This is a genomic window from Bowmanella yangjiangensis (assembly GCF_018531185.1).
In the GTDB taxonomy this organism is placed as follows: Bacteria; Pseudomonadota; Gammaproteobacteria; order Enterobacterales; family Alteromonadaceae; genus Bowmanella; species Bowmanella yangjiangensis.
Window position 1 is genome coordinate 1,090,929 of sequence record NZ_JAHDJU010000002.1, and the last position, 15,950, is coordinate 1,106,878.

A 15,950-nucleotide genomic window follows, 5' to 3' on the forward strand; every position below is an offset into this window, starting at 1 on the left:
CATCTCTGTTATTAGTAGGGGCTATTGAATTAAAGGAGTGCCCCATGGGATTTCTTGATGCTTTGCTAGGTAATGCCTCTGAGGTCGATAAAAGCGAGGTTGCCGAAGAACTTGCGCCTATTTTGGCCGACAATGAGCAAATTGACCGTGTATATAAGCTAATTCGCGATATGTACGTGTTCACTAACAAGCGTTTGTTGTTGATTGACAAGCAAGGTGTAACAGGGCGAAAAGTCGAGTACCACTCCATCCCTTATCGTGCCATTACACAATTCAAAGTGGAGACGGCCGGGCATTTTGACATGGATGCCGAACTGCGTATTTGGATATCAGGTAGCGCAGAGCCCATCAAAAAGGAACTGAAAAAGAACACTGCGGTAGGGATTCAGCGCAGTTTGGCCAACTGGATGTTTGGCTGATTATAGCTGCTCTCTGGTATGAAACGAACTTCTCGCATAGCAGCACTGATCGCTGCTGTTTATATGGTACTTGGTGCCGCCTGGATTCTTTTTTCTGATCAGGCGCTGCAAAGCACCATCACTGATCTTGCCCTGATGACCCAGTTACAAACCTATAAAGGCTGGTTGTACGTAGCGGTCAATGCTTTGTTACTTTATTGGCTGATTCGTGAAGCCTTAAAACGCTTCGAGCGACAAGACCAGCGCGACCCGTTGACCAATCTTTATCGCCATCATCAGTTTATTACCTACCTCAAGGAACTGATGGATGTGGCGGCCAGCCGCAATGAAAAAGTACTGCTGTTACATCTGGATATTGATAAATTTAAGTCGCTCAATCAAGAGTTGGGATACCGGGGCGCAGACAGCTTTTTGCGTGCACTGGCAGATAAATTTCGGACTTTTTATCAGGCCGATACCTTATTGGCCCGATTAGGGACGGACCAGTTTGTGGTGGCCCGCACTATTGGGACGCAGCAGGGCAGTTGGGAGCAACAAGCGTTGGCCCTGAATCGATGCTTTTCTCAGACTGCAGCGGCGCACAATCTGAAAGTGAGCTGCTGTATTGGCGTGGCGTTGGGGCCGGATGATGGCGACAATGCCAGAGCCTTACTACTGGCGTCATCAGCCTCGCTGGCCAGTGCCAGGGAAGAAGGCCCTGACAGTATTCGACTGTTTAACAGAGCCTTATCTGAGGCCGAGGAGAAACGTCAGATATTGGTTGCAGATCTGCGTCAGGCCATTGATGAGAGAACCTTGTCGTTGGTTTATCAGCCCCAGTTTAATACAGCGTCAGGACAGATAACGGGTTGTGAGGTACTTGTCCGTTGGCACCACCCTTTGCTGGGATGGGTGTCCCCTGAGCAGTTTGTCGGCCTGGCTGAGCAGCACAATCTGATATCGGCATTATCGGCATTTGTGGTAACTCAAACTGCAACTGAGCTGGATTCAAAGGGGCTACTTGGCAACCAGTTGCCCAGAGTATCCGTGAATATTTCTGCACTGGAATTTAATAATGCGGCGTTGATGGAAGCCTTGCAGCAAGAGCTCAACGGCGTACCGCAATTATTGCCTTTTTTGCAACTGGAAATTACCGAAACCGCCGCTCTGACCGATCTTAATGCCAGTGTTTTGCAACTGGCACGCCTTAAACAAAAAGGCCTGCGCTTTGCCATTGATGACTTTGGTACTGGCTACACCTCGTTAATGATGTTGAAAGAATTACCCATTGATGAAGTGAAAATTGACCGTGCCTTTATTCGCGACCTGCTCAAACAGCCTCGAACTATTGTGATAGTGGAAGCGATCACGGCGATGGCCGGAGGTTTTGGTATTAATGTTGTGGCTGAAGGGGTGGAAACCCGAGAGCAGTTAGAATGTCTGACCGCTTGTGGCTGCCAGGAAGTGCAAGGTTATTTACTGGCCATGCCCATGGCGATTGATGAATTGGTCAGTTTTCTTGATAAGCAAAAAGACGCCCAGGATAAAGCCCAGGCGTAATTTTATTGTTTATTTTTCCTTAGCCAGGTGGCGGTCAAAGAAATTGGTAATGGTGCGATTCAGATGGATTTGTGTCTGTTTACCGCGAATACCGTGTTTCTTGCCTGGATAATCCATGACCTCGAAAGGAATGGCCAGATCCTGCAACGTCTTGTAAAGCCTGGTGCTATGCGTAAACAGCACGTTGTCATCAGCCATACCGTGGTAAATCAGTAAATCCCCTGTGAGATCTTCGGCATAGGGGAAGACTGATGATTTTTCATATCCCTCGGCGTTTTCAGCAGGATGCGCCATATAACGCTCGGTGTAATGGGTGTCATAAAGTAACCAGTCAGTGACAGGCGCCCCGGATACCCCGGCCTGGAAGTAGTCACCGGCCTTAAACATGCTCATCAGGGTCATGTAGCCACCATAACTGTGGCCATGTACACCAATGCGCTGTGCATCTACATAGGGTAATTGTCGTAGGAATTTTACCCCTTCAATCTGATCCTGAACTTCTACATCGCCCATATTGCGGTAAATGGCATCTTCAAAGGCCTTGCCGCGATAATTGGAACCGCGGTTATCCAAGCTGAATACCACGTAGCCCTGGCTTACCCAATATTGGAACATCAAGCCACGGCTGCCAGCCCAGCTGTTGGTAACCACCTGCGCATGAGGACCGCCATACAAGTACACTATGGCTGGACGCTTACCTTTGACGTTTTGTGGTGTATACAAGCGGTAGTAAAGCTCTACCCCCTGCTCAGTGGTAAAGCTGCCAAAGCTAGGCTTGACCCATTGCTGCTGGTAAGGATTTAAGGGATGGCTTGCATCCAGAGCGTTCTCTTCCAACCAGGCCAGTCGGTTGCCGTCAGCTTTGTGCAGGCTTACCTGGGGCGGCGTATTGATAGTTGAGAATCTATCTATATAAACCTGGGCTTTGCGGTCAAAACTAATCCCGTGGAAACCGCTGCGCTGGCTGACTTTGGTGATTTCGCCGCCATTCAGACTGACTTTGTATAAGTGTTTCTCCAGCGGGGTATCTTTGCGACCAGTGAAATACACCAAAGCGTTAGTTTCATCGACTGCCGCGATGTCATCTACCACCCACTTTCCTTGGGTAAGCTGACGCAGCAAGCTGCCGTCATTTTTATACAGGTACAGATGCTTGAAGCCATCTCGCTCTGAAGACCAGATAAACTGTGGGCTATGGCGCAGGAAGGTTAGATCATCCTGAAGATTGACCCAAGTTGAAGCCGTTTCTTCCAGTAACAACTTCTGCTGCCAATTGTCGGTATTTACCCGGCGTAGCTCCAATCTTTGCTGGTCGCGGCTTTGCCATTGATAAGTTAGATGCCGACTATCACGCTGCCATTTTACCCGGGCCAGATAAATGTCGTCGTCTTTACCTAAATCCACCCAATGGGGTTGTTTGTCGCTGAGACTGCTCACCGCCAGGGCGACTTTTACATTGGGCGTGCCTGTGCTGGGGTAACGCTGGGTGATCATCTTGATGGAGTCGGCGTAGATTTCACTGCGAGTAATTTCCTCAACCGGCGACTCATCAATTCGGGTGTAGGCAATTTGGCTTTCATCCGGTGACCACCAGTAGCCCGTCATCCTGCCCATTTCTTCCTGAGCAACAAACTCGGCCATAGCGTATTTGATCGGACCTTTGCCATCTGTGGTGATGGCAGACTCTTCACCGCTTTTGATGTTCAAAACATACAGATTCTGTTCACGTACAAAGCTGATGTAGTTGGCTTTGGGGGAGAAGCGGATGTCAGTTTCAAACTCAGGGGTTTGTAGCAGACGCTTGGCTTGAGTATCACCAAGACGATAATAGAAGACATCACCGGCCAGCGGGAACAACAGGGCTTTTCCATCATCTGACCACTGATAATCAACAATGCCGCTGCCGTGCAGGCGCAATCGTTCCCGTCTGGCTTTTTCTTCATCCGATAATTGTTCTGGACCACTATGCAGTTTGTCTGAATCAAACAACATACGGGTTTTACCGCTTTCAATATGGTATTCCCACAGGTCATAGCGTTCGTAATCGGTTTCTTTGCCTTTGAGGAAAGTCACCCGGCTGCCGTCTGGTGAAACCCTGAGTTTGATTGGTGCATCACCATCCAGGGAAGGGGATGAGAAAATACGTTCAATACTCAGTGAATCGGCCGACAGACTGAGGCTGGTGCTCGCAAACGCCAGGCCCAGCAAGGTAGCTAGTCTTTTCATTTGTCTCGTTATCCTGATTTAATAGTGCCGCACCTTGTGGGGCGGGCAATTCGGCACTCATTTTATTGATTATCAACCGGTAGGTACACATGCAGGAGGCAAATCTCTGCACAGCATTAGTGTTAGGCGCTACGGGCTTAGTGGGTCGCGCATTAGTGGCCAAGCTTAAAGATGACCAACGCTATCGGCAAATTACCTGCTTAGTACGCAGTTCTGCCGGGCTGAAAGGCAACAATTGTCAGGAGGTCATAACGGACTTTTCGCGTATGCAGGAGTATGACAGTTATTTTCAGGCCTCACATATTTATGTGTGCCTGGGGACAACTATTAAACAGGCTGGCAGTAAAGCCGCTTTTCGCGCAGTAGATTTTGAATTGGTTTACCAGGCTGCGCAGCTCGCTGCTAGGCAACAAGCCATGAGTTTTGTGTGGATCTCGTCGGTAGGTGCTGATGCACGCAGTCGCAGCTTTTATTTGCGGACTAAAGGCGAGTTAGAAGAGGCCATCTTTGCTATGCAAGGGTTAAAAAGGCCTGCACAGGTTCGCCCCTCATTGTTACTTGGGGAGCGCCGTGAGTTTCGGTTTTCTGAGCGTTTAGGGACTATGTTTGCACCCTTGTATTCGCCCCTGTTGCGCGGACGACTTGCAAAGTACCGGCCGATAGCAGCCGAAAAGGTAGCAGAACAAATGATAGGGTTACAATATTTTGGCTAAGGGGCAGGGCGGTTTCGCCTTTAAGCAGTTTTTCATAGGGCACAGCCAATGTGCCATGAAGGTCGGTACAGACAGTATTTTGCTGGGGAGCTGGGCTAATCCCTTGCACGCTCAATATATATTGGATATTGGCACGGGCAGTGGTCTGTTGGCCGTTATGATGGCGCAGAAAAGTGCCGATGATGCCCAGATTTTGGGGATAGACATCGACGCAGCCGCCATTACTCAGGCCAGGGACAATGGCCTGGCGTGCCCCTGGCCGCAAAAATTGGATTTTCGCTGTACATCAGTGCAAGCACTTGGGACACATCAGCAATATGAGCTGATAATCAGTAATCCACCCTATTTTCCTCCAGGCCAAACCTTTGACCCTCAGCGCCAGCAAGCCAGGCATACAAGGGAGCTGAGTCATCAGGAATTGATTGAATCCGTTTGTCAGTTGTTGTCCAGCGGTGGGCGATTTGCCTTTGTTCTGCCTACAACTCCTGGGCTGGAATTAATCGATATGGCAAAAGCTCATGGTTTGTATGTGCAGCGCCAGCTTTGGGTAAAGAGCCGGGAGGACAAAATGCCCGGTCGTATTTTGGTTGAAATGGGCTATGAGCAAGCACTTCAGCCAGAAATACAGCAGCTAAGTATTTATGACTTACACAATACTTATACCGACCAATATAAAAGCTTATGCCGTGACTACTATTTGAATTTTTAACAAGACGCAGCGAGGTCGGTTGGTGCAGTTCTCGCTCAAAGCATAAATGCCAGCTATAGTCTTAGTGTAATTGTTTATTCCACCGTGAGATTCACAGAGCAAGAAGAGAGACGCGACACGACAAACTAACCATACAATTTATTGGGGGGAAGCTATGTACGCCAACAAGTTACCCGAAAGTATCCTGTCATTATTCGATACTTTGCAGCTAGTGGAATTGGAGTGGCAAGGCCGCTGCGTCCAGATCCCCAAATTCGCCGTCTATGCCATCCTAGACAAGCCGGTGTTTGACCGTTACTCCTTTATTGACGGCAAGCGCATGGGCATTATCCAGTTAGAAAAATACCAAGTCCCTGTGCTCGACCCCTTCTTAGGCTGTATCGACAGTGTTCCTGAACATGTTGTCATCATCAGCCATTACAAGGGTAATCGCTTTGGGCTATTCGGTTATCCAGCTGACAAGGTGCGCGATTATGTCCGCTTGTCCATGCAGCATCGCGCAGTCCCGCATATTGTGAAGGCGTTTTGTTGAGGGGCTTGCTCCAAGGATGGAGACCAACGACCCTAACAGGTTGATTTACAATAGGGTAGCCAACTGATACCGTTCACCTGAAAATCTAATATAACGACAAGTCATCAAAGGATTGAGACAAAAGCTGTGTTAAACCCATTCCTCGTTCTGCCCGTCCTTTTTTTGCTTCATACCTTCAGAGATAACAAAATGAACAGACTTCTATCAATGGGGTTGCTGTGTGTGCTGGTCAGTGCATGCGGCGGCGGTGGCGGTTCTTCTGATACCGGACCTGGTAAAGCAACCAATCAGTCTCCTTTTATTTCACCGTTTACGGCCGTGTCGGCCCATGAACGTGATGAAGTAAAAATCACTGCAACAGCTACAGATCCGGATGGTCAGGTGGGTACATACCAATGGGGACAAACATCTGGGCCAGAAGTCCTGTTTATTGATAACAAAAGTGCTGAGTTAGTATTTGTAGCCCCTAATCTGGATGCTGACGCAGATTTGCAGTTTGAGCTGACCGTCACTGACAACCAGGGTGCAAAAGCTACTGAGACATTGTCTGTTAGTTTGTCTGCTTATGCACCCGTTGAGTCTTCAGCCTTTGCCGATAAAAATTTGCTGAGCTGTGTAAATGCGACAAATGCCGATATTGGCATTAACGAGCTGAACTGTACTGATTTGATTGTGAACGGCTTAGAAGGTATTGAGCAGCTAAGTAAACTGCAAAGCCTCGCTTTGCAAGGACAGGTTTCAGACTTGCAAGTGTTGGAAAATCTGACTGAGCTGAAATCTTTGCATCTTATGTCAAATAGCTATGGTCAAATTTTGTCGCTTCCTGAGCTGCCTCAATTGCAACATTTGTCGATTAAAAACATACAGATTGAAAATTTAAGTGAGACTTTGTCAAATATGGCTAATTTGCTCACCTTGAGTGTGATTGGTAATGACTATTACGGCATAATCGACTGGGCAGAAATGACGCAATTAACCCAATTGCGGGAACTGGAACTAGAAACAAACTACTCCAACAACTTCGCGTCCCTGTCACAACTGACGGCGCTTGAAAAACTCAGGTTGGTCAATACCAATCTGCGTACCCTGTCTTTCTTACCTAAGTTAACCAATCTAATCGAATTGGATATCAGCAATAACAAACTGTATGATTTTACAGCAATGAACGATCTGACCGGCCTGCAGAAGCTGACCCTGATTGATTTGCCGATTGAAGATGCTTCCTGGTTAAGTGGAATGACCGGTTTACAAGAATTGATCATCAGCAATATTGGCCAATATAATGGTATTAACGATTTGGACCTTAGCCCCATATCAGGTCCAAGCCAACTGACTAAATTGCAAATCCGTAATTTCAACAATCTTCGTCAGTTGGATAGCCTGGCCGGGCTAACCAATCTGACCCACTTGGAGCTGGCCAGCAACAACCTCAGTTCCGTGGCATTTTTGGCCAAGCTCACTAAACTTGAGGAGTTAAGTCTCGCCGACAATGAGCGTATTTCGGATATTAGCCACCTAAATCAGTTAAGCAACCTGCAGACACTGAACTTAAGTGGATTGCGTAATTTAAGCGAATTGTCACCGTTGACGGGCTTAACTTCTCTCACTAGTTTAAATCTGCGTAATGTCGATGATTACCGCCGTACTATTGACGGTTCAATATTGGCAGAGCTAAGCCAATTGACTTATCTGGATATTATCAACACGGGGGTGCAGGATTGGGACTTTTTGTCTTCGTTAACCAATTTACAAACTCTGTTGGCTACACGTAACTCTTATTCTGGGTATAAATTACCGGATTTAAGCGGCTTGGCAGCGTTACATTCAGTTGAATTTGGCAGAATGTCCCATGATGATCTATTGGGATTAGGTGACAATCCATCAATTGTCAGTTTGAAACTATCTAAGTTTGATGGCGAAGATTTGTCAAGCCTTGCAGATCTTCTGACATTGGAGAATCTGGAGATCCGTTCTTTTTATAACATTGAATCAGCGGCAGGCCTGACCTCTTTGGTTAATCTCAAAACCTTGACGCTTCCCAATAGCTCATTCAAGGTTTTTCCAGAGCTGTCTGCGCTAAGCAAGCTTGAGTCGCTGAATCTGGAAAGCTCGGCATTGGAAAATCTGGACTTTTTGCAGGGTATGCCTGCGCTCAAAAGCCTTAACGTCCGTTTTTCGTATTCACTCACTTGTGACGCGCTGGAGAACTTTTCCAAGTCTTATCCCGATGTTGTGGTTTTGAAACCAGGCGAATGTGTTGAAGTACCGGTAAGTAGTCTGAGTTTTGCTGATGCCAATCTGCAGGAGTGCGTTCGTCAGCAGAATCCCGACGCAATGGATGTTCGTTCATTGACTTGCTACCAAGCTATCACCAATGTGCAGGGTATATCGCAGTTGGTGAATTTACGTTCGCTGTCTCTAAACTGGGTAAACAATGCCACTAACTTTGATGACCTGGCGAAACTGGATAATCTGACCACTTTGGGATTGCAAGGCGAGAGTAGGCAAGCCCTGACCAACCTGTCCAGGTTACCAACCTTGCCTAAACTCGAGTGGATGATTCTGTCTGGAAGCGGTCTGGAGGACTTAACTAGCCTGCCAAACCTACCAAATCTGAGTCGTTTGTCTGTGGAAAGCAGCAATGTTAGTAGTTTATCCGGCCTTACACGTTTTCTTGGAGTTACCTATCTGGATGCGGATTATTCAAAGCTGGTTGATGTAAGTGCGGCATTTAATCATCCGGCTATTAATAATTTATCTTTGTATGGAGTGAGCACGGTAAGTTGCGCCGACCTGGAAACATTGAGGCAGAATATCAACTACGTTGGGCATTCGGGCAGTTGTACCGAGTAAGTGCCAAAGAAGTAAAAAACCGACCATCACAGGTCGGTTTTTTATTTCTCGAAAACGCTTATTAGAGCCCCTGGCCTGAAAAGTTATCTTTTGATTGTGAGGCTCTCAGGGTGTTTTGTTAAATTGTTCTCCAGGGATGGAGTAAAATTCTCCAACCCCGTTTGATCAATTTACATAGATTTAGATAGCTGGTAACGTTAATCGACAAAAGTAAAAATAAATTAATGGCCATCAAAGGATTGAGATTTGGTCTGCATAGCTTGCCTATCCCGCCACTTTATCCTTTTTGCCCACACTTTCAGAGAAAATAAAATGAATAGACTACTAAGCTCTGGGTTACTTTGCCTGTTTGTCAGTGCGTGCGGAGGTGGAGGGAGCTCAGAACCAGCACCAACAAAACCTGCCAATAAAGCGCCTGTTGTTTCCCCTATGGAGTCTGTTTCTGCCTATGAACGTGATGATGTCACCGTTACCGCTACCGCAACAGATTCGGATGGCCAGGTAAGTCAATATCAATGGGTACAGACAGCGGGACTGAGTGCCACTATTAGCAAAAGTGACGGTGCCGAATTGAGTTTTATAGCACCAGAGCTTGAAAGTGACGAGACTCTAGAGTTTCAACTTACCGTAACAGACAACCAAGGGGCAACTGCTAGTCAAAAGGTATCTGTCAATGTATCTGCCTATGATGCGATTGATTCGTCACTATTTTCCAATGCAGACTTGTTGTATTGCTTAAATGCCATAAATGCCGATATAGGTATTAAAGAGCTGTCTTGTGAGCTTTTTTCGTCGAATAATTTAGATGGTCTTGAGTCACTAACTAAATTGCGGAATCTTTCACTGAAAGCGAATGAGTTTGGTGAAGTAAGTGCATTGGAAGAATTGGCAGAATTACGTTTTCTAAAATTGGAAGTTCCTTATAACCAACATCTTTATGTTCCGATAATACCGACACTGGAACATTTGTTATTGCACAACATCAGCGTTAGTAATCTTAATGATACCCTGCCTTTAGCTGAAAACCTTGTTACGTTAAGACTAACAGGGAATAATTACTATTCAACCAGTGTTGACTTTTCCACTATCGAAAATTTATCAAAGTTGCGAGATATCGAGTTGGTTGGAACCCGTTCAACTAATCACGAATCACTTGCAAAACTCATCGAGCTCGAGAGGTTGGTGCTTTCCCAAACTGGACTTCGCACGCTTTCATTTGTGCCTAAATTAACTAGCTTGGTTGAGCTTGATATCAGTAACAATAGTTTATACGACTTTACCGCTCTGGAAAACTCCACCTCTTTGACTAGTTTAAACCTTTATGGTTTAGATATTGGTGAGGCTGCATGGCTTGGCAGTATGAGCAGTTTGAAAACGCTGAAAATAGGCGGTATTCAACGTCTGGATAGTAGTGCCCTGGCAGGGCTAAAAGAACTTGAATGGCTTGAACTGACGGGTGTTAACGAGTTAACAAAACTAGATAGTCTTACAGGTTTAAAGAAGCTGACTCATTTAGATTTACACTCAAATAGATTAAGTTCTGTAGCATTTATCAGAGAGCTTAATGAATTAATTTCTCTTAACTTGTATGGCAATGAAAGAGTTTCAGATGTTAGCCATCTGGAGAAATTAACTAAATTGGAAGAACTAAATCTTGGTTATTTACGCTATCTCACCGAGCTTTCCCCTATTAGTGATTTAACTAGCTTGAAGCGACTGAATCTCTCTGGTGTTGCAGACTATGGTGGTAATATTGATGAAACAGTGCTTTCCTCACTAACCAAATTGGAATTTTTGGACATCAGTACATCAAGAATTACCAAGCTGGATTTTCTTTCTTCGCTGGTCAATTTACAGCACTTAATTGCGAATACCTACTATGATAGATCGCTTCCTGACTTATCGGAGTTAACTGCATTGCATACGGTAGAGTTTGGTCGTATTTCAGATTCAAATATACAAGGTTTAAGTGGGAATCTTGCGATTCAGAATTTTAAGGTGAGGGAGTTTTTGGGGCCGGATTTGTCTAATTTGACAAGTTTAACCTCTTTGAAAAAACTTGATGTTGAGTATGCCAATATTGTTGAATCAGGTGTAGGCGTGGAAAATCTGGTCAACCTAAAGTTCTTTCGTATAGCTAATGTCTCATTTGGTGATTTTCCATCCCTTTCTTCTTTGAACGAGCTGGAGTATTTTGAACTTGGCGGCGCAAGAGTGGAAACATTGGAGTTTCTGGATGGAACAACATCATTAAAAAGGGTCGTTGCTAGAGATTTAACTCATTTAACTTGTGATTCAATAGCGAAGTTTGAGGAGGATCGTCCTTTGGTCTTGCTGAACAAGCCATACGATTGTGTTGAGGTGCCTGTTGATGACTTGGTGTTTACAGATACTAAGTTACAGGAATGTATTCGAAATAGAGACATTGATGCAATGGATATCCATTCTCTTACATGCACTGGTGTTTCGACATTGCAAGGGCTCTCTCAGTTGACAAACTTAACCGAAATTCAATTAAGTGATGTAACTAATGCGACAAACTTGAACGGTTTGGCAGATGTTGAAAAGTTAACAAGAGTGGCTCTTTCTGCAACAGATGAGCAAAACCTGACTAGTCTGGGAACCATGCCAGCTTTGACTGGAGTGACAAGCTTTTCAGTCTACAACTCTGGATTAACTAACTTACTGTCACTCCCTAATATGTCCAAACTAGAGCGTTTAAGTATTAATTCTGGAGATTTGAATAGTCTTGCTGGAATTGGACGCTTTCCTTTACTTTCTCAATTGGATGCGGAGTATACGAAGTTGACCGATGTCAGTGATGCTTTTAGTCATTCAAACTTGAAGTACATGTATCTCTATGGCGTGTCGACATTAACTTGTGCAGATTTAGAGGCATTGAGGCAGTCTATTCAATATGTGTCGCACTATGGCAACTGCGTAGAGTAAATCTGCGTGAATCAATGCCGCCCTTCGGTGCGGCATTGATTGATAAGCTTGTATCAACTCTATATCTCAAATAATGGTTTTATTAGCAGCATTCTGCTTAATGCGGGAATAAATCTTTCCACTTTGCCGCCAGCGAAGGCTCGCGAAAGTAATAAAGTCTCCTACCCTTAATGAACCCTGTTCTGTTGTCTGGGTCATCTGGTTGATGCCTGGCAACTTCCTTTGCTTTGCTCAGGCCCCACCCTGATTTTCACAATTCAATTATTCTCTCTCGGAGATAGTGACATGACAAACAACAAGAATCTTGTGCTTGTCTTGGGGGTATCTGCGTTGTTTGGTGGTGTTTTAAGTGCCAATGCCGCTGAACAATTACCTTCAGATAAAGCCGGAGTAAACTACGGTCATGTCAAGGATGATATGCCTCACCCACTGGAACAGCGCCGCCGTGCGTTACGCCAGCAAGCCTTGGAAAAAAAACTGTCTAACCCGGCGGCAAGCCAAAGCGGCAAGTCTCATCAGGTGGCCAAGGGCCAGTATGTTGAGCTTGAACGTGAAGGGGAAGAGTCCATCTGGACTGTTCTTGGTCAATTTGGCGAGTTGGAATCCCCCTTTGGCATATTGCAAGGCGGCACACCAGGTCCACTGCACAATGAAATTCCAGAACCGGATCGCGCCGTCGATAATTCGACTATCTGGACCGCCGACTTTAGCCGCGATCATTACTTAGACTTGCTATTCTCCGAGGCGCCTGGGGCCATCTCCATGCGTAATTTCTATATTGAACTTTCTGCTAATCGTTACACAGTCAATGGTGATATCAGCGACTGGGTGACTGTGCCTTACCGGGCCGCGCATTATGGCCGTGACTATTGTGGCTCTATCGTCTGCCAGACCACCTGGTGGTTTGTCAGAGATTCAACCCAGGCTTGGTACAACCAACAAATTGCCGATGGTATGAGCGCTGACGACATCAATGCATATTTAAGCCAGTTTGATGTGTGGGACAGGTATGATTACGACGGTGACGGTAATTTTGACGAGCCTGATGGCTATATCGACCACTTCCAGGCTGTGCACGCTGGTGAGGGCCAGGAAACCGGTGGTGGAGCTCAGGGCAGCGACGCCATATGGAGCCATCGCTGGTATGTTCAGCTTACTGCTATAGGCGCTGGTGGCCCGACATTGGCTAATGGTGATGTGGTGCCCTTTGGTGGGGTACGAGTGGGTAACTCCAATTACTGGATAGGTGATTATACCGTTGAGCCTGAGAATGGTGCGGTTGGGGTATTTGCCCACGAATATGCCCATGATTTGGGGTTACCGGATCTTTATGACACTTCAGGTAATACCTGTGGTTCTGCCTGTGAAAACTCCACTGCGTTCTGGACCCTGATGTCCTCTGGCTCATACGGCAATGACGGCCAGGCGGAAAATGGCATAGGCACTAAGCCCACGCACATGGGCGCCTGGGAGAAGTTGCAGTTGGGTTGGCTTAACTATGAACTGGCTGCTGCTGGGCAGAAGTCCGAGCATAAGCTAGGGCCCGCTACGGCCAATACTAAACAGGCACAGGCGTTAATTGTGCTGCTACCTGATAAACAAAAAGTCACTAATATAGGTGTGCCTTATGCGGGCGACTATTTTTGGTATAGCGGGCAAGGTAATAACCTGAATAACAGCATGGCAAAAACTTTTATGCTGCCTGCCAATGCCAGCTTTAGTGCGCAGGTTAACTACGATATTGAGCTCGACTGGGATTACGCCTACCTGGCGGTGTCTACCGACGGTGGCAGTAATTGGGCGATGGTAGAAACTGACTTATCCACCAATACCAATCCCAATGGCAATAATCTGGGCTTTGGTATAACAGGCTCGTCAGGCGGTGCCTGGGTAAGCATGAGTGCCGATCTGTCAGCCTATGCTGGGGAAGTGATGGTGGCCCTTCGCTATGTCACCGATGCGGCGGTTGTGAACGCAGGCTTGCTGGTGGACAACATAGAGATCACGTCTTTGCCTGTGGAAGATGCCGAAATGCCTGAAGGCTGGGACTATGCAGGCTTCCTGGCTACTACAGGGACGGCGACCTCCAGTCACTTTAACGCTTACATTGCCGAGTTCCGTAACTACAGGGGTTTTGATGACAGCTTGCGCACTGGTCCTTATAACTTCGGCTTCCTGGATAATCCGGTGTTGGGCAACTGGGTTGAGCATTATGCCTATCAGGATGGTTTGCTGATCAGTTATTGGGATAGTTCTGAGGCAAATAACAGTACCAGCGCCCACCCTGGCTCAGGTCTGATCTTGCCTATTGATGCGCATCCGCAAACTATGTATCGAGCCGATGGGATGCCATGGCGCTCCCGGATCCAGTCCTATGACTCTACCTTTGGCTTGTCGGATACCGATGAGTTGATGTTGCACTTCTTAAGTCAGCCTTCCTATCATCCGTCGCAGCCAGCCGCTTCGGTATTTGATGATATGAACCAGTACTGGAATCCCGAAACGCCGACTGCGGGTGTGATAAATCCGCATACCGGTACCAAGATTCGGGTCAAGAGTATCAGTGCCCAAGGCAATTTTATGCAGGTGCAAGTGTCAGGGAGCAAATAACCCAATCTGCATATAGTAAAAAGCCACCGAAAGGTGGCTTTTTTATCAAGCTTTAGAACGCCAGATTGTACTGAGCGGCAAACAGATAGGCGTTACCTTCAGATTCAAACTGCCAAACTTGGCCCAGATTGTCGGTTTCGCTAAATCGGCGGTTTACACCGCGCAGAATACTCAGGCCCAAATCCAGGGATGAAACATCACTGAACTGATAGTTGGCACCAGCGCTCAACCACAAGCGGTTAGTATCCGGAATGGAAATAGACATATGGTTTTTATCTGCTGGCGTTTTGTCGTAGGCAATACCGGCGCGCAACTTAGTTTCTGCATTTAACTGGTAGTCTGCACCTATGGCATAGCGCCAGGAGTTGGAGAAGTTTTCTTGCTTGTGGAAAACCGGTGTTTCACGCCCTGGAACAAAGGCTTCCAACTTGTCGAAGCTGCTCCACTGAGTCCACATCAGGCTGTAGTGAAGGGCGATGGTTTGATCCAATTGATGAGTAGCTGAAAACTCTGCTATTGCTGGCAGGCTGATTTCTACCCGGCCCGGCAGGCTTTGCCCTTGCAAGCCCCCCAGCTGGGCGGGAAGTTGGTTGCTGTATTCACCGGCAAACTTGATATCGGTTTCGCTACGGTAATGCAGACCAAAACGGTGACCTTCGGACGGCTCATAGCTTACCCCCAGGTTCCAGCCAAAACCATAATCGTCGCCTTCCAGGCGAGCGGCTTCGGTTTGGGCGGGGATGGGTAGGGGAGAAGTGCCAAAGTGGCGCACAATCTTGGCGTCGGCATAAACATAGTTAAGGCCACCACCAATGGCGAATTGCTCGTTTATCTTATATGACAGACTGGCGTTCATATTTACCGTCACGATTTCGGTCTGGCCAGCCAGCTGCCCAGCGGCATAGTCGTCAGCAAACTCAGTGGATAAACCGAAGTTAGAGAAAGCGCCAAAGCCAAAGGCGAATTGCTCGTTGATGGGCATCACCATATAACCGGCGGGAATGATGGCCGAGGGAGCAATGCTGCTATCGTCAAGTTTGGATGCATCAGCATAAGAAGGTGCGCCGGTTCCTTTAAGGCTGACATCGGGCTTAACATAGCTGGCTATCAGGCTGACCTGGTTACGGGTAAATTCAGACATCAGGGCTGGGTTTCTGGCCAGCACCGAGGCATCTTCTGCAATGGCTGCTTCACCGGCAAATGCGCGGCCTAACCCAGCAGCACTATGTTCACCTAGTTGAAAGGCGGCGCCGTGAGCGTTTAAGGATAGCAGGGCAATACTGGCTGCCAGCAGGGTTTTGTTCAGTTGCATGTTGTCTCTTTTAATACTGCTAGAGGGTAAGGGGGCCGATCATACGGAGATCGGAGGCGGGATAGTAAGGGATTTGTCGTAACTTTCC

General features: G+C 46.9%; 10 protein-coding genes. 8 read left to right on the forward strand and 2 right to left on the reverse strand.

Features of this window, described 5'->3' with window-relative positions:
• Positions 1-44: 44 nt before the first annotated feature.
• Positions 45-419 carry a PH domain-containing protein gene (locus KJY73_RS14145; protein ID WP_214344360.1) on the forward strand — a complete coding sequence of 125 codons (375 nt, stop codon included), beginning with the start codon at positions 45-47 and terminating at the stop codon, positions 417-419.
• Between the two features lie 18 nt (positions 420-437).
• Positions 438-1,958, forward strand: coding sequence for a putative bifunctional diguanylate cyclase/phosphodiesterase (locus KJY73_RS14150; protein WP_214344361.1), 1,521 nt, complete (start codon positions 438-440; stop codon positions 1,956-1,958).
• A 9-nt stretch (positions 1,959-1,967) separates the two neighbouring features.
• On the opposite strand, the gene KJY73_RS14155 is transcribed toward KJY73_RS14150, so the two are convergent.
• Positions 1,968-4,184, reverse strand: a complete 2,217-nt coding sequence (locus tag KJY73_RS14155; RefSeq protein WP_214344362.1) for a S9 family peptidase — start codon at positions 4,182-4,184, stop codon at positions 1,968-1,970.
• Between the two features lie 89 nt (positions 4,185-4,273).
• Here KJY73_RS14155 and KJY73_RS14160 point away from each other — a divergent pair, with 89 nt between their 5' ends.
• The 6 genes from KJY73_RS14160 to KJY73_RS14185 all read left to right on the forward strand — a co-directional run bounded on the left by KJY73_RS14160 (position 4,274) and on the right by KJY73_RS14185 (position 14,550).
• Positions 4,274-4,897: an NAD-dependent epimerase/dehydratase family protein gene (locus KJY73_RS14160; protein ID WP_214344363.1), complete on the forward strand. Its 624-nt coding sequence runs from the start codon at positions 4,274-4,276 to the stop codon at positions 4,895-4,897.
• Positions 4,898-4,952: 55 nt separating this feature from the next.
• A complete protein-coding gene (locus tag KJY73_RS14165) occupies positions 4,953-5,606 on the forward strand; it encodes a tRNA1(Val) (adenine(37)-N6)-methyltransferase (RefSeq protein ID WP_214344364.1) in 654 nt (217 codons plus the stop codon).
• Between the two features lie 154 nt (positions 5,607-5,760).
• Complete coding sequence (locus KJY73_RS14170) at positions 5,761-6,138, forward strand: hypothetical protein (protein WP_214344365.1); 378 nt, start codon at positions 5,761-5,763, stop codon at positions 6,136-6,138.
• 189 nt (positions 6,139-6,327) lie between these two features.
• The gene (locus KJY73_RS14175; RefSeq protein ID WP_214344366.1) at positions 6,328-8,991 is read left to right on the forward strand and encodes a leucine-rich repeat domain-containing protein; all 2,664 of its coding nucleotides are present in this window, start codon (positions 6,328-6,330) and stop codon (positions 8,989-8,991) included.
• A gap of 312 nt (positions 8,992-9,303) precedes the next feature.
• Complete coding sequence (locus tag KJY73_RS14180; RefSeq protein ID WP_214344367.1) at positions 9,304-11,940, forward strand: leucine-rich repeat domain-containing protein; 2,637 nt, start codon at positions 9,304-9,306, stop codon at positions 11,938-11,940.
• Positions 11,941-12,225: 285 nt separating this feature from the next.
• Entirely contained in the window at positions 12,226-14,550 is a 2,325-nt protein-coding gene (locus KJY73_RS14185) for an immune inhibitor A domain-containing protein (protein WP_214344368.1), read from the forward strand.
• A gap of 52 nt (positions 14,551-14,602) precedes the next feature.
• On the opposite strand, the gene KJY73_RS14190 is transcribed toward KJY73_RS14185, so the two are convergent.
• Entirely contained in the window at positions 14,603-15,862 is a 1,260-nt protein-coding gene (locus KJY73_RS14190; RefSeq protein WP_214344369.1) for an outer membrane protein transport protein, read from the reverse strand.
• Positions 15,863-15,950 lie beyond the last annotated feature (88 nt).